The organism is Rhizobium sp. UBA1881 (assembly GCF_002338015.1).
In the GTDB taxonomy this organism is placed as follows: domain Bacteria; phylum Pseudomonadota; class Alphaproteobacteria; order Rhizobiales; family Rhizobiaceae; genus Rhizobium.
Map to the genome: position 1 here is coordinate 14718 of NZ_DDHH01000191.1, position 20321 is coordinate 35038.

Consider the following 20321-nt stretch of genomic DNA (forward strand, 5'->3'; position numbering starts at 1 on the left):
CATCGGCCTACTTCCCGGTCTGGAGCCAGACCAGCATGGCGCCCGGCTCGCGGTTGTCCCAGAGATGATAGGGCACGAGCGTGACGGTTGCCGGCACCTGCTCGGCTGGGCGGGTGCGATAGAGCGAACCGTTCCAGCCGCTGGCATCTTCCCTGGAGACGTCGAGCTCGACCGCAACCGCGCCATTGAGCCCTTCGATCGTCTTCGTGCGGTGACCGGCGAGTTTCTGCGGGACGACGAAGGCGTTGAGATCGTGGCCGTTGTCGGTTTCCTCGACGCAGTAGATCAGCGGGCCGCGAGCGAGCGCGACACGGCCGACGTCCTGGCGGACCTTCGGCGAGGCGTATTGCGGGCGAAGCTCCAGCGGAAGATCGAGCGCGATGACATCACCCTTCTTCCAGGCGCGGTTGAGCCGCGCATAGCCGTCGATGACCGACGAGGCCAGATTGACCGTCTCGCCATTCACCTTCAGCGAGGCGCCCTCGGCCCATTCGGGAATGCGCAGCGCGAGGCCGAATTCGGCCGTGCCGTCGACATCCACGTCGATGCGGATATCGCCATTCCACGGATAATCCGTGTGCTGCGTCAGCTTGACGTTGCCGCCCTTGAGCTTCGCCTTGACGCTGCTTTCACCATAGAGGTGAACGGCGATCTCGTTGTCGGCGACGGCGTACATGTAGGAGCCGACGGAGGCAACGAGGCGGGCGATGTTGGGCGGGCAGCAGGGGCAACGATGCCAGACCCAGCGATGATGCTTGCCGGTGCTCTCGAGCGGGTTGTCGTAGAAGAAGGTCTTGCCGTCGAGCGCAAGGCCGGTGAGCGCGCCGTTATAGAGCGCCTGCTCCATGACGTCGGCATAGCGGCGGTTCGGGCCTCGGCCAAGCATGCGGCTTGCCCAGAAGACGAGGCCGACGGAGGCGCATGTTTCGGCATAGGCGGTGTCGTTGGGCAGGTCGTAATAGTCGGTGAAGCCCTCGTTGCTCGCCGCCGGGCCGATGCCGCCGGTGACGTACATCTGCTTGACCGTCAGGTCGTCCCACAGCGTCTCCAGCGCATTGGTCAGCGTGTCGTCATGGTATTCGGTGGCGATGTCGGCCATGCCGGAATACTGGTACATGGCGCGCACGGCATGGCCGACGACCTTCTCCTGCTCGCGCACGGGTTCATGCGCCTGGCTGTATTCATAGGTCTTGTGCACATAGTCCTTCGGATCGCGGCCGCCGCGGATGGCCTCAGTGGTGAAGAAGTGAGGCTCTTTGCCGCGCTCGTCGATGAAGAACTTGGAAAGGTCGAGATACTTCTGCTCGCCGGTGACACGCGCCATCTTCACCAGCGCGAGCTCCACCTCCTGGTGGCCGCAATAGCCTGGGATCTGGCCTTCGCCGTGGCCGAAGACCGTGATCATGTGGTCGGCATAGCGGCACATGATGTCGAGCAGCTTGCGCTTGCCGGTTGCCTGGTAATAGGCAACGGCAGCTTCCATGAGATGGCCGGCGCAATAGAGTTCGTGGTGATCGCGCAGGTTGGTCCAGCGCTTGCCGGGCTGCACGCGCTGGAACCAGGCGTTCACATAGCCATCTTCCTGCTGCAGCTTTTCATACATGTCGATGATGGCGTCGGCGCGCGCCTCAAGCTCGGCATTCGGCTTGCGGTAGAGCGAATAGGCGATGGTCTCGATCGACTTGCCGAGATCGGAATCCCAGAACATCTGCGTCGAGCCGGTCCACTTCTCGTCGATCGGAATGACGACGCCGGGGCTTGGCTGGTTGACGTCGATCGCCTGGATCATGCCGGCCTTTTCGCAGCGATCTAGCAGGATCGCCGCCGTGGAATCGCACACCGCATCCTGCCACTTGCCCCAGAAGCCGTTGAGCTGGACATCGGGAACGGCGACCGGGCGGAACTGGCTCTTGTTTTCGGTAGTCATTTCTCAAATTCTCCTTTGGATTACTTGACGGCGCCGGCCATCAGGCCGCGCATGTAGAAGCGTTGCAGAAGCAGGAAGACGAGTAGGCAGGGGATGACCATGACGACGACGCCGGCTTGCACCGCGCCCCAATCGATGGCGCCCATTCTGGATGAGCGCACGGCGGTCATCAGCACCGGCAGCGTGAATTTCTCGTTGCTGGACAGAAGCACGAGTGCGGCGAAAAACTCGTTCCAGGCATTGAGGAAGGCGAAGATCGCGACGGTGACGACACCCGGCAGCACCAGCGGAAACAGCACGCGGGCAAGCAGGCCGAGATCGCGCGCGCCATCGATGCGGGCGGCTTCCTCGATCTCCTTGGGCACCGCGTCGAACGCATTGCGCATCATGAACACGGAGAAGGGCAGCTGCAACGTGACGTAGACGAGCGTCAGTCCGAGCAGCGAATTGTTGAGCCCCAGCCGCGAGAGGATGATGAAGAGCGGCGTCAGGATCGACTGGAACGGGATCATCAAGGTCGCGATGATCAGGATGAACAGCACGTTCTTGAACGGAAACCGGTAGCGCGAGAAGCCGTAGCCGGCGAGCAGGCTGATCGCCACCGTGAGCACCACCGTCGCGACGGACACGATCAGCGAGTTGAACATGTGGTGCCAGATGCCGGCACCGAATGTGTCGAGCGTCCTGTAGGCGTCGACGCTGAATTGACTGATGCCGGTGAGCGGCCATGGCGGTAGCGCGGTTTCGCTGCGCGGGCGGAACGAGGACATGAGCATGATCGCAAACGGCGCCAGGAAGAACACGACGATCGCGGCACCGGCGACGTGATAGCTCGTGGCCCGCCTTGCATTGCGGCGGGCGCGAAGGGCTGTGCGGCCGGTCATGGACGATCCTCCCCAACTTTCAGCAGCCACAGCTGCACGATGCTGAGCGCCACCAGGATGACGAGCAGCGCGATGGAAAGAGCCGCGCCATAGCCGAGATTGAACGACACGAAGGACTGGTTGAAGATGTAGTAGACGATCGAGATCATGCGGTTTTGCGGTCCACCTGATGTCATGATGTAGAACTGGTCGAAGGCGAGGATCGAACCGGTGACCGACAGGATGAGCGCGAGCGCCATCGTCCTGCGCATCAAGGGCAGCGTCAGGTGGCGAAAGCGCTGCCAGGCGCCGGCGCCATCGATGCGCGCGGCCTCCGTCAGCTCCGACGGAATGCCCTGCAGCCCGGTCAGAAGAATGATCATCGTGAAGCCGGCGACCTTCCACACGACCATGACGATGATCGTCAGGAAGGCGCTGTCGAAGGTCGCAAGCAGGTTGCGTCGCCCCTGGGTAAGGCCGAGCATTTCGAAGACGGGCGAGAACAGGCCGCTATCGACATTGGCGAGCCAGACCCACAGAAGCGATGCCGATGCAAGGCCGATGACGACGGGGAGGAAGATGATGGTGCGATAGCCCGACACAAAGCGGCGCGGCTTGTCGACGAAGAAGGCAAGCGGAAACGCCAGCGCGAAAATCGCGATCGTGACCACCAGCGTGTATTGTGCGGTGAAGCCAAGCGATGTCCAAAAACGCGGGTCGTTGAACATTCGCGTGTAATTGCCGATGCCGATCCAGCGCGGCGATCCCATGAGCGGCCAGCGGTGCAGGCTCATCCACACGGTGAAGAGGAGCGGCAGCACGAAGAACACGGTCACCAGGGCGATTGCGGGCGCGATATAGGCAAGGCCCCGCCAGCCCCCTCTCCGCCGCCGCCTGCGCTTCGGAGAGACGGAGATGATTTCAGTCGTCATCTTTGATCTCGTTCAGTTTGTGAAATGGCGAGCGATTGCGATGTGTCGGGTCGGGACCGCCTGATGATCCCGACCCTTAAGCTCAGATCATTGCGCGCTGTCGATGATCGACTGCATGTCGGCCTGGCCGTTGGCGAAGGCGCCGTCGACGTCATCGCCGAACATCGCGGCATTGATGAACTGCGACCACGGGCTGTTCGGACTGTTGATCAGATCGTTGAACTGCAGCGTGTAGGGCGTCTTGGCGACCTTGATCGCATCGGCGGCCACGAGCAGGCGCGGATCCTGTCCCTTCAGGACCTGCTCGGCGATATCGGTGCGCGTCGGCAGGCTGCCATTCTTGGCCATGATCGTCTGTCCCTCCTCGGAATAGACGAACTCCAGGAACTTCTGGATCTGGCTGACATGCGGCGTGCCCTTGGTAACGACGATGTTGTCGCCGCCGGCAAAGGAGAACGGCTTGCCGTCGACGCCGGGGATCATCGTCACGCCGAAGTCGAGCTCCGGATGCTGCGTGATCATCGTGCCGATGGCAAACGCACCAAGGCTCTGCTGGCCGATCTTGCCACCGAGGAACTTCAGGAAGTCCACGCCGTTATCGGTCGCGGCACTGGCAGGTACGGCGCCCGACTTGACGATCGCACGATAGTCGTCGACGGCCTTTCGCATCTGGGGAGTATCCAGTGCCGCGGTCTTTCCATCCTCAGACAGGATATCCGCGCCCGCACCCCAAACGAGGGGCGCGAAGGTGAAGATCATGCAGCCGCCACAGCCACCGCCCGAGAAATAGAAACCGTAGTCATCGCCACCGAGCTTGCGGATTTTCTCGGCATTGGCGGTGATCTCTTCCCATGACGTCGGCGCCTTCTCGGGGTCGAGCCCGGCCTTCTTGTAGAGGCCCTTGTTCCATGCGAAGACGGAGGTCTCGACCAAGAGCGGCAAGCCGTAGACCTTGCCTTCATAGGTACCCTGTTTGACGTGAGCGGGGGCCAGCGCGTTGAAATAGTTGAGCGACTTGGCGAAATCGGTCAAGTCTTCGAGCTGGCCGGCGGACGCAAAGGACGGAGTGTAGATCAGGTCAAGCGAGATCGCGTCGGGCGCCTGACCGCCGGCAACCGCCGTCGCATATTTCTGGACCATCTGGTCCGACGGGATTTCGGTGAGTTCGACCTTGTCGGGATTGGCCGCGTTATAGGCGTCGATGACCGCCTTGAAGGCGCCGCCGCCGCTGCCCGAACGCACCCACATGCTGACGGTTTCGGCCGATGCCGCCGAGCAAAGGCATATTGACAGCAAAGCCGTCGCTGCAAGCATTCTCTTATGCATGATTTCCTCCAAATCATGGGGCAAACGCGCCCCGCCTCCCGTTAGATTTCCCGGTCTCCACCACAGGACTGGCGAACAACCAGCTTGCATGGAAGCTTGCGCAGTCCGGCCTCCACAGCCCGTCCTTCGGCAAGATCCAAGATCGTCAGACCGGCCGTTCGACCGAGCTCCTTCAAATTCATGTCGACCGTCGTCAGCGCCGGCCGCGTCTGGTCGGCGAAGATCTCCCAGTTGTCGAAACCGATGATCGACACATCCTCGGGCACACGGACGCCTCGTTCGCGCAAGGCATCCACCACGCCTCTCGCGATCTGGTCGTTGCCGCAGAAGATGCCGTCCGGCGTTTCGTTGTCGCCACCCCAAAGAATGGCGACGGCCTCATGCCCCCAGGCCTCCGTCCACGTTCCGTGCATGACGAGCGCATCCGGAGCGACGGCCTGGCGAAAGGCATCGGCTCGCTCCACGGCCGAGACGAAACTGTCGGGACCGGTCACATGGACGATGCTTTTGCGGCCGACCTCGCGAAGCCTCTCGACGGCGAGCCGCGCGCCGTCGGAATCATCCGCCGTCAGGATCACGCTTCCCGGCACGCCCTCGGTGAAGGCATAAACGACGGGCACCGGCAGGCCAGCGAGATCGACCGGGAGAGACCTGTCGACCCGCTTGCCCGTCGCGATGATGCCATCCACCTGCTTGTCCAGCATGGCGTCGACATGAACCTTGGCGAGTACTGGATCATCCTCGATCGCGCAGAGAAAGACCGAGACACCATGATCGACCAGCGCCTCCGAAATCCCCGACATCAGCGGCAGGGTAAAGCGACCATAGGTATCGTTGGTGAGCAGCCCCACGGTGAAGCTTCTGTTGAATAGCAGGCTGCGGGCCAGTGCATTCGGCCGGAAGCCGACGTCGGCCGCGATCGACTTGATCTTCTCGCGTGTCTCCAGCGCCATCCGGCCGGTATCGTTCAGCGCCTTCGATACAGTCGAAACGCTGACGCCCGCAGCCTTGGCGACGTCATGAATTGTGACACGGTTGCTCCGAGCGACCACGCAATCTCCTCCTTCTCTCGGAAGTGAGAAAAGCGTTTCCCAAATGCAAAGTCAACGTGAGAAAACGTTTTCTCATCATTTTCCTGATTTCGGCGCTCAGGCAGCGCTTGACACTTGGGGAACCACCGGCGATCTCGCGATACGATTACTCGAAGCGGACATTCTCGCGCAGGAAAATCCGCGGCCGCTGCGGCGGCGTTATGTCGTCTTCGGCAAAACGGCCGGCGTTGTGGAGCTGGATTTCGATTGCGCGCCGCGCCTCCAGAAAAGGTTCACGGTCGATGATCGCATCGACGACACCGTCATCCATCAACTCCACCCGCTCCGGCGTCACCGTATGGGTGATCACACAGACGGACTGGTCCTTACCGATCGCCTTCAGTTCTTCGGCGAGCACAGGGTTGCCCACCGACATGTTGTAGACGCCTCGCAGCGCGGCGTGGCGGCGAAGGAGCGTGCGGAAATCCTTGCGGATGTTCTCCTGTTCGTAGCTCTGAAACGTCTCGACCACCCGGCAGTTCGGATAGTCCCGGCCCAAGATGTCGCGGAAGCCCATTTCGCGCTGGTCGTGCTCCAGCAGTTGGTAAAGGCCGACGATGACGACCACGTCGCCGCCGGTATCACCGAGAAAACGCCCCATAAGCGCGCCCGCCGTGCGCCCCTCCTGAACGGCGTTCGAGCCGACATAGCCGATCCGGCCGGTGCCCGGCAGGTCGGAGGCGACGGTCACGATGGGGAGCTTGCGCGACAGCTGATCCACCATCGCGGTCACATCAGGGTCATCGAACAGGATGACGACGAGGCCGTCACATTCGGCTGCGGCCTTCGCCAGCGTCTTGATTGCGGCTTCAGCCTTGATCTGCTCGAAATACCAGAAGGTGATGCGGATGTTGTAGCGCTTGTATTGCTGCGCCGAACGGATGAAGCCTTCGCGCAGCTTCACGTAATAGGAATTCACATTGTTCTGCAGCACCACGCCGATGCGGAGGATGCGCGTCGGCATCATCGTGAGCGCGCGGTCGACGCCGAGCGCCCTCGCCGTCTCGATGACCAGCTGCTCGGTCTTCGGCTTGACGCCGCCGCGGCCATTCAGCACACGGTCGACAGTGATGCGGCTGACGCCGGCCGCCGCCGCTACGTCATCCATGCTCGGCTTTCTCGCCACGAACATCCTCCCTTGCTCCTCATTCGTGAGCTTAGTGAATGATGCATTTGCGTCAATATCGGCGTTGCGCCGTGGTGGGCGCGGACCGATATTTAGTGATGTCTGGAGGAGTGAAGGGAGGCACATCATGAGCTGGGTATCAGCCTGTCGTCTTGACGACATCGAGCAGGAAGGCGTCATACGCTTCGACCATGGCGGTCGCACTTACGCGGTTTATCGTTCTCCCGAGGACGAGGTGTTCTGCACCGACGGCCTTTGCTCGCACGAGGCCATCCACCTCGCCGACGGGCTAGTAATGGACTACGAGATCGAATGTCCCAAGCATTCGGGGGCCTTCGACTATCGCACCGGCACGCCGCGCCGGCCGCCGGCCTGCAAAAGCCTCAACACCTACCAGGCGAAGATCGAAGCGGGCGAAGTCCTGCTCGCCATCCCCGCCTGACACCCAGCGAACCGGTAGTATGGAGACAGCCATGTCCTCTATCGTTATCATCGGCGGTGGCGAATGCGGCGGACGTGCCGCGCTGCAGCTGCGCGAGCGCAATTTCGACGGCGCGATCATGCTAGTGGGCGCGGAAGCACTCCACCCTTACGAGCGGCCGCCGCTGTCGAAGAACGGGATCCTCAAGGGCGCCGATCCGAAGTTCATCATGGATGCCGATGGCTACAAGGAACGCGGTATCGACGTTCGCCTGGGCGCCGACGCGATCGGGATCGATCGTTCGAACAAGACCGTCGAACTCTCGGACGGAACGACGCTCGCCTATGACAAGCTGCTGCTTGCGACCGGCGCGCGGCCACGTCCGCTCCCCGGCATCGCCGAACGCTCCGAGCGCGTACTGACGCTTCGCACCCATGCCGATGCGCTGGCGATCAAGCGGCATCTGCATGAGGGCAGCCGGCTCGCCATCGTCGGCGGCGGCTTCATCGGCCTCGAGCTCGCGGCCATCGCTCGTGGCCTTGGCGCCACCGTCACCCTGATCGAGGGCCTGCCACGCATCCTCTCGCGCGGCGCGCCCGAGGATATCGCCCACGCGGTCGCCTCGCGCCACGAGGCGGCGGGCGTGGAAATCCTGTGCGCGAGCCGGATCGAGACCTTCGAGATCGGTGCCGACGGCGTCTCGATTGGCCTGGCCGGCGGGCGAACGATCGGCGCCGACATCGCGGTGATCGGCATCGGCTCGATCCCGAATGTCGAGCTCGCGGAAAAAGCGGGGCTGGCGATCGAAAACGGCATCATGGTGGATGGTCACCTCAGGACCTCCGACCCCGACATTTTCGCCGCCGGTGACTGCTGCTCCTTCCCCATTCCCGTTTATGGCGGAAGGCGCGTTCGGCTCGAATCCTGGCGGAGCGCCCAGGAGCAGGCGATGCTCGCGGCGGCCAATCTCATGGGTGCGGACGAGCGGATCACCGCCGTGCCGTGGTTCTGGTCGGATCAATACGAGCTGACGCTTCAGGTGACCGGCCTTGCAGAAGGGGCCGTCACCTCGGTTCGGCGAGAGGTTGGCGGGGGCGCCTTCATCATCTTCCAGATCGGTGCCGACGGGCGATTGCTTTCGGCGAGCGGAATCGGTCCAGGCAATGGCATCGCCCGCGACATCCGGTTGGCGGAAATGCTGATCGCCTCGGGCAAGACCGTCGATCCGGCGGCGCTCGCGCAGGCCGACGTCAAGCTGAAGTCGCTGCTGGCAGCCTGATCGCAGCGCGACCGATGCCGGCAGATAAAGCATTCGAAACATCAATGACGCATGCGGGAGGCAAGTCATGGACGATTCAAAATTCGGCAAGAGAGACAAGAGAGGCCATTGGACGCCTGATGGCGTGCTGACGCCGGCGCCGGTCTTCGTGCTGCCGCCAAACCCACTGAAATTCCTGAAGTGGCTGCCGAACTACTTCTTTCCGTGGAACGCCTTCTTCATGGTCACCGCGGCGATCTTCTGGTTTTTCCTGACGCCGGGGACAGAGACGACGAAGACCTTCTCCGTCGGCTGGATCGCGCTCATCTTCGCGCGCAACCTCGCGGCATTCTTCCTGTTCTACGGCGTGATCGAGCTGCGGCTCTACAAGCTTCGCCGCCAGGAAAACCGCTTCAAGTACAATCCGAATTTCCCGGCCGACAAGAAGAACACCGTCTTTCTATTCGGCTCGCAGGCCTATGACAGCATCATTCGCGGCGTCGGCACCGGTGTCACGATCTGGACCGCGATCGAGGTCGTGACGCTCTGGGCATTCGCCAACAACTACGTGCCGATGGCGACGTTCCAGGACAATCCGGTTTGGCTTGCCTGCATCGTGCTCTTCGTGCCAGTGTTCCACGAAGCCTACTTCTTCGCGATCCACCGCGCGCTGCACATTCCAGCACTCTACAAATTCGTGCATTCGGTGCACCACAACTCGGTCAATCCGTCTCCCTGGTCATCGCTTGCCATGCACCCGGTCGAGCACCTGCTCTTCTTCGGTGAAGCACTGATCCATCTGGTGATCTTCTCGCATCCACTGGTCGCCATCTACAATCTGCATTCGCTGGCGCTCGGCGCGGTGGTCGGCCATGTCGGCTTCGACAAGATCGAGGCGGGCGAGGAAGGCGGGCTCGATACCCACGCCTATGCCCACTACCTCCACCACAAGTATTTCGAGGTGAACTATGCCGACGGCCTGATCCCGTTCGACAAGTGGTTCGGCACCTGGCACGACGGCACCACGGATGGCGACGAAGCGATGAACGCGCGCTGGCAGAAGAAGCTGCAACGCGAGAACGCTCGCAAGGAAGCGCAGGAAGGCAACAAGGCATGACCCGTGCATTGACCGTAGCCGATCTGCGCGCGCTCAAGGGCAAGCGTCAATTCCTAACCATGCATGTCGATAGCCCGGCGGAGGCAGCGGCAGCCGCCGAGGCCGGCATCGAGATGTTCACCTGCGAGGTGGACGAGCAGCTTCCCCGGATACGCAAGGCAGCCCCCACCGCCTTCATCCAGGCAGCCCATGTGCAGGGCGCCATTCATGACGAATCGAGCGCCATCCGCGAAGGCTTTCGCGCGCTCGATCTAGGCGCCAGCTGCCTCTACTTCGCCGGCTCGCTGCGCCTGCTGGAAGCGATGGCCAAGGAGGGCATTCCCGTCAGCGGCCATGTCGGTCTCGTGCCGCGCTGGGCCACGTGGACGAATTTCCGCTCGATCGGCAAGACGCCTGAGGAGGCGGCATCGATCTATCGTCGCGTGAAGGACTATGAGCAGGCCGGCGCCTGGGCGGTCGAGATGGAGGTTGTCCCCGTGGCGATAGCCGAGTGGATCACGCGCTCGACGCCGCTGATCACGATTGGAATGGGCTGCGGCGCGGTCTGCGACGCCCAATATCTGTTCTCCTGCGACGTGCTAGGTACAGGCATCAGCCGCGTGCCGCGCCATGCCAAGCAATATGCCGATCTGGCGGCGGAAGAGGCGCGCCTGCAGGATCTGCGCGTGAACGCTTTCCGGACATTCGCCGAGGATGTTCGTGACCGAAAATATCCCGAGACCCGCCATGAGGTTCATGTGGATAAAGAGGTCCTGGTAGCCGCCAAGACGCTCGTTTGAGGCGGCCGGCCGGCGTGAACACCGTCTGCCTTCACAACCGATCTCACCAAAAGTTGTAGATGATATCGGCGTCAGCGTTTATCCGTCCAATCAACCCGGTTGCTAAAAAACCATAATTGCTCCACCTAGAATGTAGACAAACGCGAGCAGTCGGAATTGGATCACAGCTTGATGCGCATTAAATACGGTTTCCTCGGCATTTTCCTGGCGATTGCGCCCACGGCCCATGCACTGGACATGGGACCGGTGCCGGTTCTGGCGCCGCAAAAGCAGCAGGAGCAGGCAGCGCAGCTGAGCGCGCAGTTTCTGACGCGCTACAGCTATCGGCCGGTCGCGCTCGACGATAGCCTCTCCGTCAAGATCATGGATCGCTTCATCAAGTCGCTCGATCCGGATCGGATGATTTTCCTGCAGTCGGACATTAACACCTTCATGGCCGATAGCACCAAGATCGACGACGCCATCAAGAAAGAAGACCTCAAGCTTCCCTTTTCGATCTTCAATGTCTACGAGCAGCGCATTGTCGATCGCATGACCTATGCCCGCGATCTCCTGAAAAAGGGCTTCGATTTCACCGCGCAGGAAGACTACGCGCTGGTGCGCGACGACAAACCCTGGCCGCAATCCGAGGCCGAGAGCAACGATCTCTGGCGCAAGCGGGTGAAGGCCGATTGGCTCCGGCTGAAGCTCGGAGGCCAGACCGAAGCCACTATTCGCGACACGCTCGACAAGCGTTACAAGAACGCGCTCGAGCGCGCCTATAAGTACAAGAGCGACGACGTCTTCCAGTCCTTCATGGACGCTTATTCGACGTCGATCGATCCGCATACCGATTACTTCGGCGCCACCGCATCGGCCGATTTCGATATCTCGATGAAGCTCTCGCTGGTTGGCATCGGCGCGGTGCTGCAGGAGCGCGACGATTACACGACGATCCGCGAACTCGTTCCGGGTGGCCCGGCGCAGCTTTCCGGCAAGCTCGCGGTCGGCGACCGTATCACCGGTGTCGGCCAGGGCGCCGACGGCCCGATCAAGGAAGTGATGGGCACGCGCCTCGATGAAGTCGTGCAGTTGATCCGCGGCGAGAAGGATTCGATCGTCCGCCTGGATATCCTGCCCGCCGATGCCGGCGCCGATGGCGGTCATCGCGTCATCAGTCTCGTGCGCGACAAGATCAGCCTCGAAAAGCAGGCGGCCAAGAAGACCGTTCTCCCGGTCAAGGATGGCGACGTCACCCGCAAGATCGGCGTGATCACGCTGCCGGCCTTCTACGAAGACTTCGAAGCCCGCCGCAAGGGCGACAAGGACTACAGAAGCGCCAGCCGCGACGTCGCCAAGCTGCTGACCGAGCTCAAGCAGGACAATGTCGACGGCGTGCTGATCGACCTGCGCAACAATGGCGGCGGTTCGCTTGCCGAAGCGATCGACCTCACCGGCCTGTTCGTCGGCAAGGGCCCGGTGGTTCAGCAGCGCGGCGCCGATGGCAAGGTCGAGGTTCAAAGCGACGATCTGCCGACACCGGCATGGACCGGCCCCGTCGGCGTTCTGATCAATCGCGGCTCAGCCTCCGCTTCCGAGATCTTCGCGGCCGCCATCCAGGACTATGGCCGTGGCGTGATCATCGGCGAGCCGAGCTTCGGCAAGGGCACCGTGCAGACCGTGGTCAACCTCGACCAGGTGGCGCGCAACGACAAACCGAAATTCGGCGAGCTGAAGCTGACGATCGCCCAGTTCTTCCGCGTCAACGGCGGCACGACGCAGCTGCGCGGCGTGACCCCCGACATCGCCCTGCCCGGCCTCTCCGACCCGAAGACCTTCGGCGAAACCAGCTACGACAACGCGCTCCCCTGGACGCAGATCAAGCCCGCCCGCTACAAGCAGGCTGGCAACCTCAAGGTCGAGCTGCCTAAGCTGCAGGCCCTTCACGACAAGCGCGTGGAAAGCGACCCGGACTTCCAGCGTCTTATCGAAGACGTTGCCGAATTGAAGGCGCAGCGCGACAAGGGCGTGATCTCGCTCAACGAAGCCGACCGCCGCAAGGAGCTGACAGCGCGCGAAAATCGGCTGAAGTCTCGCGCCCAGTTGGACGATGGCGTCGACACCACCAACGACGACGGCCTGCAATCCAACGAGCGTAGCCTCACGGCCGACATCGCGCTGGAAAATGCCCGCAAGAAGGCGAAAGACGTTCTCTTAAACGAAGCCACCGCGATCCTTTCCGACGCGGCCGGCTTGCAAGCGGGCGCTCGATAGGGCTGCCATGACAGACGTCGGCGCGTCGCGATACAGTGCGCCGAAGATGAAACGTTAGCACCGGTCTCGTTTGAGGCCGGCGTTTCGATTAGTTCGTCTTGAACCAGACGCTTATCTTGCCGTCATCTCGGGAATATCTCAGCCCGAGGTAATCTCGAACGGCAATGTGACCCAAAGGGTGGAGCGTGCTGTGGGTTGCCGTGACCAGCACGACGGGGCAGCCCGCCGCTTCTGCAGCGCGGGTGCCTGCGGGCGCATCCTCGAATGCCAGACACGCACCGGGTTCGAACCCCAGCCGCTTCGCCCCCAGGAGATAGCAATCCGGATGCGGCTTGCCGCGCGCAACATCCTCGCCGCTGACGATCACCTCAGGCATCGGGATACCCGCGGCAGCAAGCCGTTTCCTTGCCAGCTCAATCGGCGCCGAGGTGACGATCGCCCACTGCTTCGGTGGCAGGCTGTTAAGTAACGGTATCGCGCCGGCGACTGGCACTATGCCCTCGACATCCTCCATCTCCTGGGCCTCGATGCGCCGTGCCTCGTCGACGGGGTCGACGCCTGTGAGGTTGAGACGTTTGAGAACGTCCACGGCCCTGATCCCGTGGATCGTGCGGATCAGCGGCCCGGGTTCGATCCCGTGATCGATCGCCCATCGGCCCCAGATCCTCTCGACCACGGCGGTTGAATCAAGCAGCGTGCCGTCCATGTCGAACAGCAGTGCTGAAAAGCCTCTATTGAAAATAATGTCGTCTGGCACAAGCCCCCCTTTCAAACGACAGGCCGACCGGCGCCGCTCCCCTGCGACGCCGGTCAGCACTCAAACGCGGCGTCCTCAGCCGTAGATTTCAACGAGCGCCTGATAGATCGTCTCGTTGCCAGCAATGACCCGGTTACCCTTGCGCAGACCGTCATCTGCCAGAAAGTCATTGGTTTTCAGGCCGGCAGCGCGGATGACGGCGATTGCGCCGAGGCAATCCCAGGAATTGATGTGGGGCTCGATGTAGCCAAGCAGGCGACCGCTAGCGATGTAGCAGAGCGTCAGCGCGCCCGATCCGTCGCGATAGAACATGCCGCCATTCTTCAAGAAGCGCTCGAACATCGGCAGGAATTCGTCCGGCGTCACGCGCGGCGAATAGCCGACACCGACGATGCCGTCGCGAATGGTGGTGCCGGGATGCTTGCCGACCGGCGCGCCGTTAAGCGTTGCGGGGAAGTCGATGCCGCCGGCGAAAAGTTCGTTGCGCTCTGGCGCATAGACCATGCCGAACTTCAAAATGTTATCCTGGACGAAGGCGATCGAAACGCACCAGCTCGACATGCCTGAAATGAAAGGCTGAGTGCCGTCTATTGGATCGACAACCCATATGCCCTGGCCTTCCGCGAATTTCGAGAGGCCGGTCTCTTCGCCGAGAAAGGCGTCTTCGGGGAAGTGTTTCTCGAGCTGGCCCCGGATCAGCAGTTCGGTGTTGAGATCGGCTTCGCTTGCCATATCCTGCAGGCCCTTGGCCTTGATGGTGAGGCTGTCGCGGTTCTTGAAATAGCCATCGGCGAGATCGCCGGCCTGGCGGATGAGGTTGAGCGCGAACGAAAAGCGCGCGTTGATATCCGATTGAGCAGTCATGGATCTTTGTCCTTTAAGGGGCGGCGAAATCAGTCTTTCCAAAGCCATGCGGCGCCGCGAACCCCGCTGGAATCGCCATGCACGGCCTTGCGGATCGGCGTGTTGAATACGGTGGAGAAGGTTCGTTTCGCAAGCGCCGGCGGCAGGTCGATGTAGAGTTCCTCGACATTCGACATCCCGCCGCCCATCACCAGAATATCCGGGTCGAGTGTGTTGACGACGGTCGCCAGGCCTCTTGCGACGCGATCGACATAGCGATCCCACAAAAGCCCGCAAAGACGATCGCCATTGCGCTTCTTTTCGATGATCTCACGCGCTTTCAGCTCTTCATTCGTGTGCCGGGTGTATTCGGCCTCAAAAGCGCGCCCGGCGACCCAGGTCTCCATGCAGCCATGACGACCGCAATAGCAGGGACGGCCGGGGATTTCGGTGGTATCGGGGAACGGCAGGGGGTTATGACCCCATTCCCCGCCGCTGTTGTTGGGTCCGTGATGCGCCTTGCCGCCGACAGCGATGCCCGCGCCGGCGCCGGAGCCAAGGATAACGGCGAACACGACATTGTGCCCGACGCCGGCGCCATCCACCGCTTCTGAAGCGGCGAAACAATCGGCGTCATTTTCCACCCGGATATCGCGCTGGATGGCGTCGTGCAGGTCTTTTTCGACCGGCCGGCCGAGCAACCAGGTGGAGCTTGCGCCCTTACCCAGCCGGCTGACCGGTTCGAGCGAACCGGGAATGCCGATGCCGAGCGAGCCCTTCTGCCCTGTCTTGGCTTCCAGCGCATCGATCATCGACTTGATCATCGCGATGCAGCCGAAATAGTCGTGGCGCGGCGTATCCTCCCGCAGCCGCAGCAGCTCCTCACCCTGATGCGTCATGGCGACACCTTCAATCTTGGTGCCACCCCAGTCTATTCCTATAAGCACGATTTTCCTCCCGGGCTCCTTGGGAAAAGCCCTATTGCGTAGTGATATCGATTACGATGCGGCCGAGCTGAAGAGCACGTCGCGGTCTCGCGCGTAGTCCGCCAGAAGCGGCAGGCTGGCTGCCCCGAGCACGCGGGCGTCACTGCCGATCTTCCCTTCGACAACTTCCACCGGTGCGACGCCCTGCATTTCGAGACGCTCGAGTTTCTCCCTGGTCTTCTCGACGACGACGGATCGGACATGCGGCGGGAAGCCGCCGTCGATGACGACGTGATGGAAATCGATGACCGAGATGAACGATCCGATCGCCAGCGCGAGGCTATCCGTCGTCTGCTCGATCCAGCGGTCGAGCACCTCTCCGATATGCGCCCAATTGTCCGATTTGTGCCAGATGACGCTCGGATCCCCGCCCTCGGCGACGATCATCCGCTCCAAGAGGTAGATCGACGCGCACTGGATGAGACGCTTGGGCTGGCCGCCTGGCGTCATCGAGGGAACAGGCGCCGAGCCGATCGAGCCTGCATAGCCGCGCCGTCCCGGATACAGCGATCCATCGAGCACCACACCGCCGCCGATGAGCGTGGCAAAGAAGATATAGAGGAAATCAGGATATTTGCGGCCCTCGCCGAAGGCGAGCTCGGCGGCGCAGGCGGCGGTGGCATCGTTATAGGAATGAACAGGGAGAGCGAACATCTGCTCCAGTTCGGCTTTCAGATCGAACTGCTTCCAGGATTCGACCACCTCGTGCGGCGCGCCGACCTCTTCCTCCCAACTCCACATTTCCGACGGCGCGGCAATGCCGATCCCGCGCATGCGGGAAAATTGCAGCCGCGTCATGTTGTCGATGATCTCGTTGACGCCCTGTTTCAGGAAGGCGAGCAGCAGGCTCGGCGTCGGGTAGCGGTATGTCGTGCTGATGAAGCGACGCACCGCGCCCGACAGGTCCATCAGCACCAGCTCGGCCGTGCGGCGCCCGAGCTTCAGGCCGATCGAGAAGGCACCTTCGGGATTGAGCGACATGGGCACGGACGGCTGACCGACCTTGCCGCGTTGCGGCGTGCCCTTGATCAGCAGGCCCTCACCCTCGAGCTGTTTCATGATCACGGAACTTGCCTGCGTGGAAAGCCCCGTCAGCCGCGAGATCTCGACTTTCGACAGCGAGCCATGCGCACGCACCAGCGACAGCACCAGCCGCTCGTTATAGAGCTTTATCCCGGTCTGATTGGTGCCGCGGCTTGGATCGCCCAGGCTTGGCTGATCTTGATCGGCCCGTTCCATTTCAAGCAAGCTCGTCCCCTCCACCAAGACACGCCCTCATTCTGGCGCAGCCACAGCAAAGCGCCGATCGCGCGGCTGGGCAAGTGCTCATCGATGTCTGCACTATCGAAAAGAAACATACAATCGTCAATAGATAAATCATACCAGATGATTATTTATCGACGCAATTTCAGCGAAATTGCACTGCTTTCATGTCATAAAGTACAGTCAATTCGGCACATTCGTTGCCGCGTTCGTCATATTAATAAATCATACCGGCTTATCTATTGACAGATGTTTCCTTTGGTGTTTGCTTATGAACGTCGGCGGTGAGGAGCCAATGACACCAGACATTCATGGGTTGAGAGAGCCAACGGCCTTTTGGGCATAGGGAGGAACACATGCGAAATCTTATTGCTGGCGCGGTCTCGGGAATTGCGATTACCCTAGCCTTGAGCGCTCCGGCGCATGCGGAAGACATTACTGCGTGCCTGGTCACCAAGACGGAGGTCAATCCGTTCTTCGTAAAGATGAAGGAAGGCGCGTCCGCCAAGGCGAAGGAACTAGGCATCAAGTTGCTCACCTTCGCGGGCAAGCAGGACGGCGACGCCGATACGCAGATTGCCGCGATCGAATCCTGCATCGGCAGCGGCGCCAAGGGAATTCTGTTGACGCCGAACGATTCCAGCGCCTTGGTGCCCGTCATCGCCGAGGCCCGCAAGGCCGGCTTGCTGACGATCGCGCTCGACACGCCGCTCGATCCTGCCAATGCCGCCGACGCAACCTTTGCGACCGACAACTTCAAGGCCGGCGAACTCGTTGGCAAGTGGGCCGCCGATACCCTTGGTGACAAGAGCAAAGATGCGAAGATCGCGCTTCTCAACCTCAATGCCCAGCAGATCACCGTCGACTACATGCGCAACCAGGGCTTCCTCACCGGCTTCGGTGTCGACGTGAAGAACCCGCAGCGTATCGGCGACGAAGACGACAAGCGCATCATCGGCAATGCTGTCACAAACGCCAACGAAGATGGTGGGCGCACCGGTATGGAAAGCCTGCTGCAGGTCGATCCCGAGATCAACCTCGTCTACACGATCAACGAACCGACTGCTGCCGGCGCATTCGAGGCGATCAAGGCTGCCGGTCGCAAGGATAAGGTCACCGTGGTGTCGATCGATGGCGGATGCCCCGGCGTCCAGAACGTCAAGGCCGGCGTGATCGGCGCCACCTCGATGCAGTTCCCACTGATGATGGCGTCGATGGGCATCGAGGCGATCAAGGCCTTTGCCGACAGCGGCAAGAAGCCGGAGCCGACCCCCGGTCTCGATTTCTTCAATACCGGCGTCGAGCTGGTGACCGACCATCCGGTCGAAGGCCTGAAGTCGATGACTTCGGACGAAGCCTTGAAGAAGTGCTGGGGCTGATCCTGCCGCGCTAAGCCAACCCCTGACACGGTCCTCCCAAGGACGAAGCAGGGATGCGCGTGACGGCGCGCATCCCGATGCCACCGCCGTGCCCGCGCGCAAGCGCCTTACGGCGCTCCCAGGAATAAGGGATTCTCAATGACCAACACCGAAGGACAAGTGCCGCATGCCGACGGCATTGAAGCCAAGAGCGCCGGTGATGCCTACGCCAGGTTCGACGTGGACGATATCGGCATCATCGGCAAAGTGCAGCGTTTCCTGCACGCCTACCCGACCATCATCCCTCTGATCGTGCTGATTCTGTCGCTGATCGGCTTCGGCCTGTTTGCCGGAAGCAAATTCTTCTCGCCCTACAACATGTCGCTGATCGTCCAGCAGGTATCGATCATCGGTGTATTGGCGGTGGCCCAGAGCCTCGTCATCCTGACGGCCGGTATCGACCTTTCGGTTGCCGCAACCCTTGTCCTGAGCTCGGTGATCGCGGGCAATCTCGCCGTAAAGCTCGGCTGGCCGACACCTGCAGCACTCCTTGTCGCGTTTGCCGTCGGCACCGGGATCGGGCTCTTCAACGGCTTTCTCGTCACCAAGATCAAGCTGCCGCCCTTCATCGCGACGCTCGGCACCTGGAACGTCTTTTACGCGCTGAACCTTTATTTCTCGGGTGCGCAATCGATCCGCGGCAGCGAGATCGATGCCGCAGCGCCGACGCTGAAATTCTTCGGCGAGAACTTCTCCGTCTTCGGCACCGAGGTCAGCTACGGCTCCATTCTCTTCGTTATCGTCTTCCTCGTGCTCTGGTATGCCCTGACGCGAACCGCCTGGGGCCGTCATATCTATGCTGTCGGCGATGACCGGGAAGCCGCAGAACTCGCGGGTATTCGGACCGACCGGGTCCTGATCTCGGTCTATGCGGTGGCCGGCCTGATCTGCGCGCTCGCCGGCTGGTCCGCGATCGGCCGTGTCGGGGCCGTCTCCCCCACCAGCTTCTTCGAAGGTAATCTCCAGTCCATCACGGCTGTCGTCATCGGAGGCATCTCGCTGTTCGGTGGAAGAGGTTCCATCCTCGGGCCGCTGATCGGCGCACTGATCGTCGGCGTATTCCAATCAGGCCTGCGCATCGCCGGCGTCGATGTGCTCTGGCAGCTCTTTGCCATCGGCTGGCTCATTCTCATTGCGGTCGCGATCGACCAGTGGATCAGAAAGGTATCTGCATGATCGAGATGTCAAAACCCGTTCTGCAGGCCAAGGGCCTTGTCAAGAAATACGGTCGCGTCGTGGCCATCGATCATGCCGATTTCGATCTGATGCCGGGAGAGATCCTGGGGGTCATCGGTGACAACGGCGCCGGCAAGTCGAGCCTGATCAAGGCTCTGTCGGGCGCGGTGCGGCCCGATGCCGGCGAGATATTGCTTGATGGCGCGCCCATCACCTTCGGTTCGCCGATTGAGGCGAGGAAGGCCGGGATCGAGACTGTCTACCAGACGCTGGCGCTTTCTCCGGCGCTGTCGATCAGCGACAATCTCTTTCTCGGCCGCGAGATCTACAGCAACAACATCCTCGGCCGGCTCCTGCGTCAGCTGGACCGGCCAGCCATGGACCGCATTGCTCGCGAAAAACTCTCGGACCTCGGCCTGCTCACCATCCAGAGTATCCAGCAAGCGGTGGAAACGCTGTCGGGTGGCCAGCGCCAGGGTGTGGCCGTTGCCCGCGCTGCCGCCTTCGGCAGCAAGGTGATCATCATGGACGAGCCGACGGCGGCGCTCGGCGTGAAGGAGTCGCGCAAGGTGCTCGACCTCATTCTCAAGGTTCGCGCGCGCGGCGTACCGATCGTCCTGATCAGCCACAACATGCCGCATGTGTTCGAGGTGGCCGATCGCATCCACATCCACCGCCTGGGCCGCCGCGCAGCGATCATCAAGCCGTCGGATTATTCGATGTCGGACGCGGTCGCGATCATGACCGGTGCGATGGCGCCACCACTGGCGGCCTGAGGCAGGCGC

At 61.7% G+C, this 20321-nt stretch carries 18 protein-coding genes; 8 read left to right on the plus strand and 10 right to left on the minus strand.

Features of this window, described 5'->3' with window-relative positions; translation table 11 throughout:
• Positions 1–7: 7 nt before the first annotated feature.
• The 6 genes from B3605_RS23450 to B3605_RS23475 form a co-directional block, all read right to left on the minus strand.
• A complete protein-coding gene (locus B3605_RS23450; protein WP_296436409.1) occupies positions 8–1927 on the minus strand; it encodes a glycoside hydrolase family 127 protein in 1920 nt (639 codons plus the stop codon).
• Positions 1928–1947: 20 nt separating this feature from the next.
• Complete coding sequence (locus B3605_RS23455) at positions 1948–2811, minus strand: carbohydrate ABC transporter permease (protein ID WP_112943501.1); 864 nt, start codon at positions 2809–2811, stop codon at positions 1948–1950.
• Positions 2808–3722, minus strand: a complete 915-nt coding sequence (locus B3605_RS23460) for a carbohydrate ABC transporter permease (protein ID WP_112943500.1) — start codon at positions 3720–3722, stop codon at positions 2808–2810. Before B3605_RS23460 ends, B3605_RS23455 begins: the two co-directional genes overlap by 4 nt.
• A gap of 87 nt (positions 3723–3809) precedes the next feature.
• The gene (locus tag B3605_RS23465) at positions 3810–5048 is read right to left on the minus strand and encodes an ABC transporter substrate-binding protein (RefSeq protein ID WP_296436413.1); all 1239 of its coding nucleotides are present in this window, start codon (positions 5046–5048) and stop codon (positions 3810–3812) included.
• A 41-nt stretch (positions 5049–5089) separates the two neighbouring features.
• Positions 5090–6100, minus strand: coding sequence for a LacI family DNA-binding transcriptional regulator (locus B3605_RS23470; protein WP_112973045.1), 1011 nt, complete (start codon positions 6098–6100; stop codon positions 5090–5092).
• A 145-nt stretch (positions 6101–6245) separates the two neighbouring features.
• On the minus strand, positions 6246–7247 hold the full coding sequence (locus B3605_RS23475; RefSeq protein WP_289727843.1) for a LacI family DNA-binding transcriptional regulator: 1002 nt from the start codon (positions 7245–7247) through the stop codon (positions 6246–6248).
• A gap of 145 nt (positions 7248–7392) precedes the next feature.
• Here B3605_RS23475 and B3605_RS23480 point away from each other — a divergent pair, with 145 nt between their 5' ends.
• The 5 genes from B3605_RS23480 to B3605_RS23500 all read left to right on the plus strand — a co-directional run bounded on the left by B3605_RS23480 (position 7393) and on the right by B3605_RS23500 (position 13093).
• Positions 7393–7707, plus strand: coding sequence for a MocE family 2Fe-2S type ferredoxin (locus B3605_RS23480; protein WP_112943619.1), 315 nt, complete (start codon positions 7393–7395; stop codon positions 7705–7707).
• A 31-nt stretch (positions 7708–7738) separates the two neighbouring features.
• On the plus strand, positions 7739–8965 hold the full coding sequence (locus B3605_RS23485) for an NAD(P)/FAD-dependent oxidoreductase (protein WP_296436417.1): 1227 nt from the start codon (positions 7739–7741) through the stop codon (positions 8963–8965).
• Between the two features lie 67 nt (positions 8966–9032).
• Positions 9033–10061: a sterol desaturase family protein gene (locus B3605_RS23490; RefSeq protein ID WP_112973043.1), complete on the plus strand. Its 1029-nt coding sequence runs from the start codon at positions 9033–9035 to the stop codon at positions 10059–10061.
• A complete protein-coding gene (locus B3605_RS23495) occupies positions 10058–10840 on the plus strand; it encodes a 3-methyl-2-oxobutanoate hydroxymethyltransferase (protein WP_112973042.1) in 783 nt (260 codons plus the stop codon). The genes B3605_RS23490 and B3605_RS23495 overlap by 4 nt, the downstream gene beginning before the upstream one ends.
• A gap of 171 nt (positions 10841–11011) precedes the next feature.
• Positions 11012–13093, plus strand: coding sequence for a carboxy terminal-processing peptidase (locus B3605_RS23500; protein ID WP_112943494.1), 2082 nt, complete (start codon positions 11012–11014; stop codon positions 13091–13093).
• A gap of 88 nt (positions 13094–13181) precedes the next feature.
• On the opposite strand, the gene B3605_RS23505 is transcribed toward B3605_RS23500, so the two are convergent.
• The 4 genes from B3605_RS23505 to B3605_RS23520 all read right to left on the minus strand — a co-directional run bounded on the left by B3605_RS23505 (position 13182) and on the right by B3605_RS23520 (position 16918).
• Complete coding sequence (locus B3605_RS23505) at positions 13182–13850, minus strand: HAD-IA family hydrolase (protein ID WP_296436446.1); 669 nt, start codon at positions 13848–13850, stop codon at positions 13182–13184.
• A 75-nt stretch (positions 13851–13925) separates the two neighbouring features.
• The gene (locus tag B3605_RS23510) at positions 13926–14714 is read right to left on the minus strand and encodes an inositol monophosphatase family protein (protein WP_162725015.1); all 789 of its coding nucleotides are present in this window, start codon (positions 14712–14714) and stop codon (positions 13926–13928) included.
• 29 nt (positions 14715–14743) lie between these two features.
• A complete protein-coding gene (locus tag B3605_RS23515; RefSeq protein WP_296436421.1) occupies positions 14744–15640 on the minus strand; it encodes an ROK family protein in 897 nt (298 codons plus the stop codon).
• A gap of 51 nt (positions 15641–15691) precedes the next feature.
• The gene (locus tag B3605_RS23520) at positions 15692–16918 is read right to left on the minus strand and encodes an ROK family transcriptional regulator (protein ID WP_112943491.1); all 1227 of its coding nucleotides are present in this window, start codon (positions 16916–16918) and stop codon (positions 15692–15694) included.
• Between the two features lie 380 nt (positions 16919–17298).
• On the opposite strand from B3605_RS23520, the gene B3605_RS23525 reads away from it, so the two are divergent.
• The 3 genes from B3605_RS23525 to B3605_RS23535 all read left to right on the plus strand — a co-directional run bounded on the left by B3605_RS23525 (position 17299) and on the right by B3605_RS23535 (position 20312).
• Complete coding sequence (locus tag B3605_RS23525) at positions 17299–18321, plus strand: sugar ABC transporter substrate-binding protein (protein WP_296436422.1); 1023 nt, start codon at positions 17299–17301, stop codon at positions 18319–18321.
• 138 nt (positions 18322–18459) lie between these two features.
• The gene (locus B3605_RS23530; protein WP_112943489.1) at positions 18460–19536 is read left to right on the plus strand and encodes an ABC transporter permease; all 1077 of its coding nucleotides are present in this window, start codon (positions 18460–18462) and stop codon (positions 19534–19536) included.
• Positions 19533–20312, plus strand: coding sequence for an ATP-binding cassette domain-containing protein (locus B3605_RS23535; protein WP_296436424.1), 780 nt, complete (start codon positions 19533–19535; stop codon positions 20310–20312). Before B3605_RS23530 ends, B3605_RS23535 begins: the two co-directional genes overlap by 4 nt.
• Positions 20313–20321: the final 9 nt, after the last annotated feature.

What these genes read in the sequence shown, in the direction of transcription:
- B3605_RS23450 (WP_296436409.1), bottom strand. Translation starts at nt 1,927, where the DNA reads ATGACTACCGAAAACAAGAGCCAGTTCCGCCCGGTCGCCGTTCCCGAT.
- B3605_RS23455 (WP_112943501.1), bottom strand. Translation starts at nt 2,811, where the DNA reads ATGACCGGCCGCACAGCCCTTCGCGCCCGCCGCAATGCAAGGCGGGCC.
- B3605_RS23460 (WP_112943500.1), bottom strand. Translation starts at nt 3,722, where the DNA reads ATGACGACTGAAATCATCTCCGTCTCTCCGAAGCGCAGGCGGCGGCGG.
- B3605_RS23465 (WP_296436413.1), bottom strand. Translation starts at nt 5,048, where the DNA reads ATGCATAAGAGAATGCTTGCAGCGACGGCTTTGCTGTCAATATGCCTT.
- B3605_RS23475 (WP_289727843.1), bottom strand. Translation starts at nt 7,247, where the DNA reads ATGGATGACGTAGCGGCGGCGGCCGGCGTCAGCCGCATCACTGTCGAC.
- B3605_RS23480 (WP_112943619.1), top strand. Translation starts at nt 7,393, where the DNA reads ATGAGCTGGGTATCAGCCTGTCGTCTTGACGACATCGAGCAGGAAGGC.
- B3605_RS23485 (WP_296436417.1), top strand. Translation starts at nt 7,739, where the DNA reads ATGTCCTCTATCGTTATCATCGGCGGTGGCGAATGCGGCGGACGTGCC.
- B3605_RS23490 (WP_112973043.1), top strand. Translation starts at nt 9,033, where the DNA reads ATGGACGATTCAAAATTCGGCAAGAGAGACAAGAGAGGCCATTGGACG.
- B3605_RS23495 (WP_112973042.1), top strand. Translation starts at nt 10,058, where the DNA reads ATGACCCGTGCATTGACCGTAGCCGATCTGCGCGCGCTCAAGGGCAAG.
- B3605_RS23500 (WP_112943494.1), top strand. Translation starts at nt 11,012, where the DNA reads ATGCGCATTAAATACGGTTTCCTCGGCATTTTCCTGGCGATTGCGCCC.
- B3605_RS23510 (WP_162725015.1), bottom strand. Translation starts at nt 14,714, where the DNA reads ATGACTGCTCAATCGGATATCAACGCGCGCTTTTCGTTCGCGCTCAAC.
- B3605_RS23520 (WP_112943491.1), bottom strand. Translation starts at nt 16,918, where the DNA reads ATGGAACGGGCCGATCAAGATCAGCCAAGCCTGGGCGATCCAAGCCGC.
- B3605_RS23525 (WP_296436422.1), top strand. Translation starts at nt 17,299, where the DNA reads ATGCGAAATCTTATTGCTGGCGCGGTCTCGGGAATTGCGATTACCCTA.
- B3605_RS23530 (WP_112943489.1), top strand. Translation starts at nt 18,460, where the DNA reads ATGACCAACACCGAAGGACAAGTGCCGCATGCCGACGGCATTGAAGCC.
- B3605_RS23535 (WP_296436424.1), top strand. Translation starts at nt 19,533, where the DNA reads ATGATCGAGATGTCAAAACCCGTTCTGCAGGCCAAGGGCCTTGTCAAG.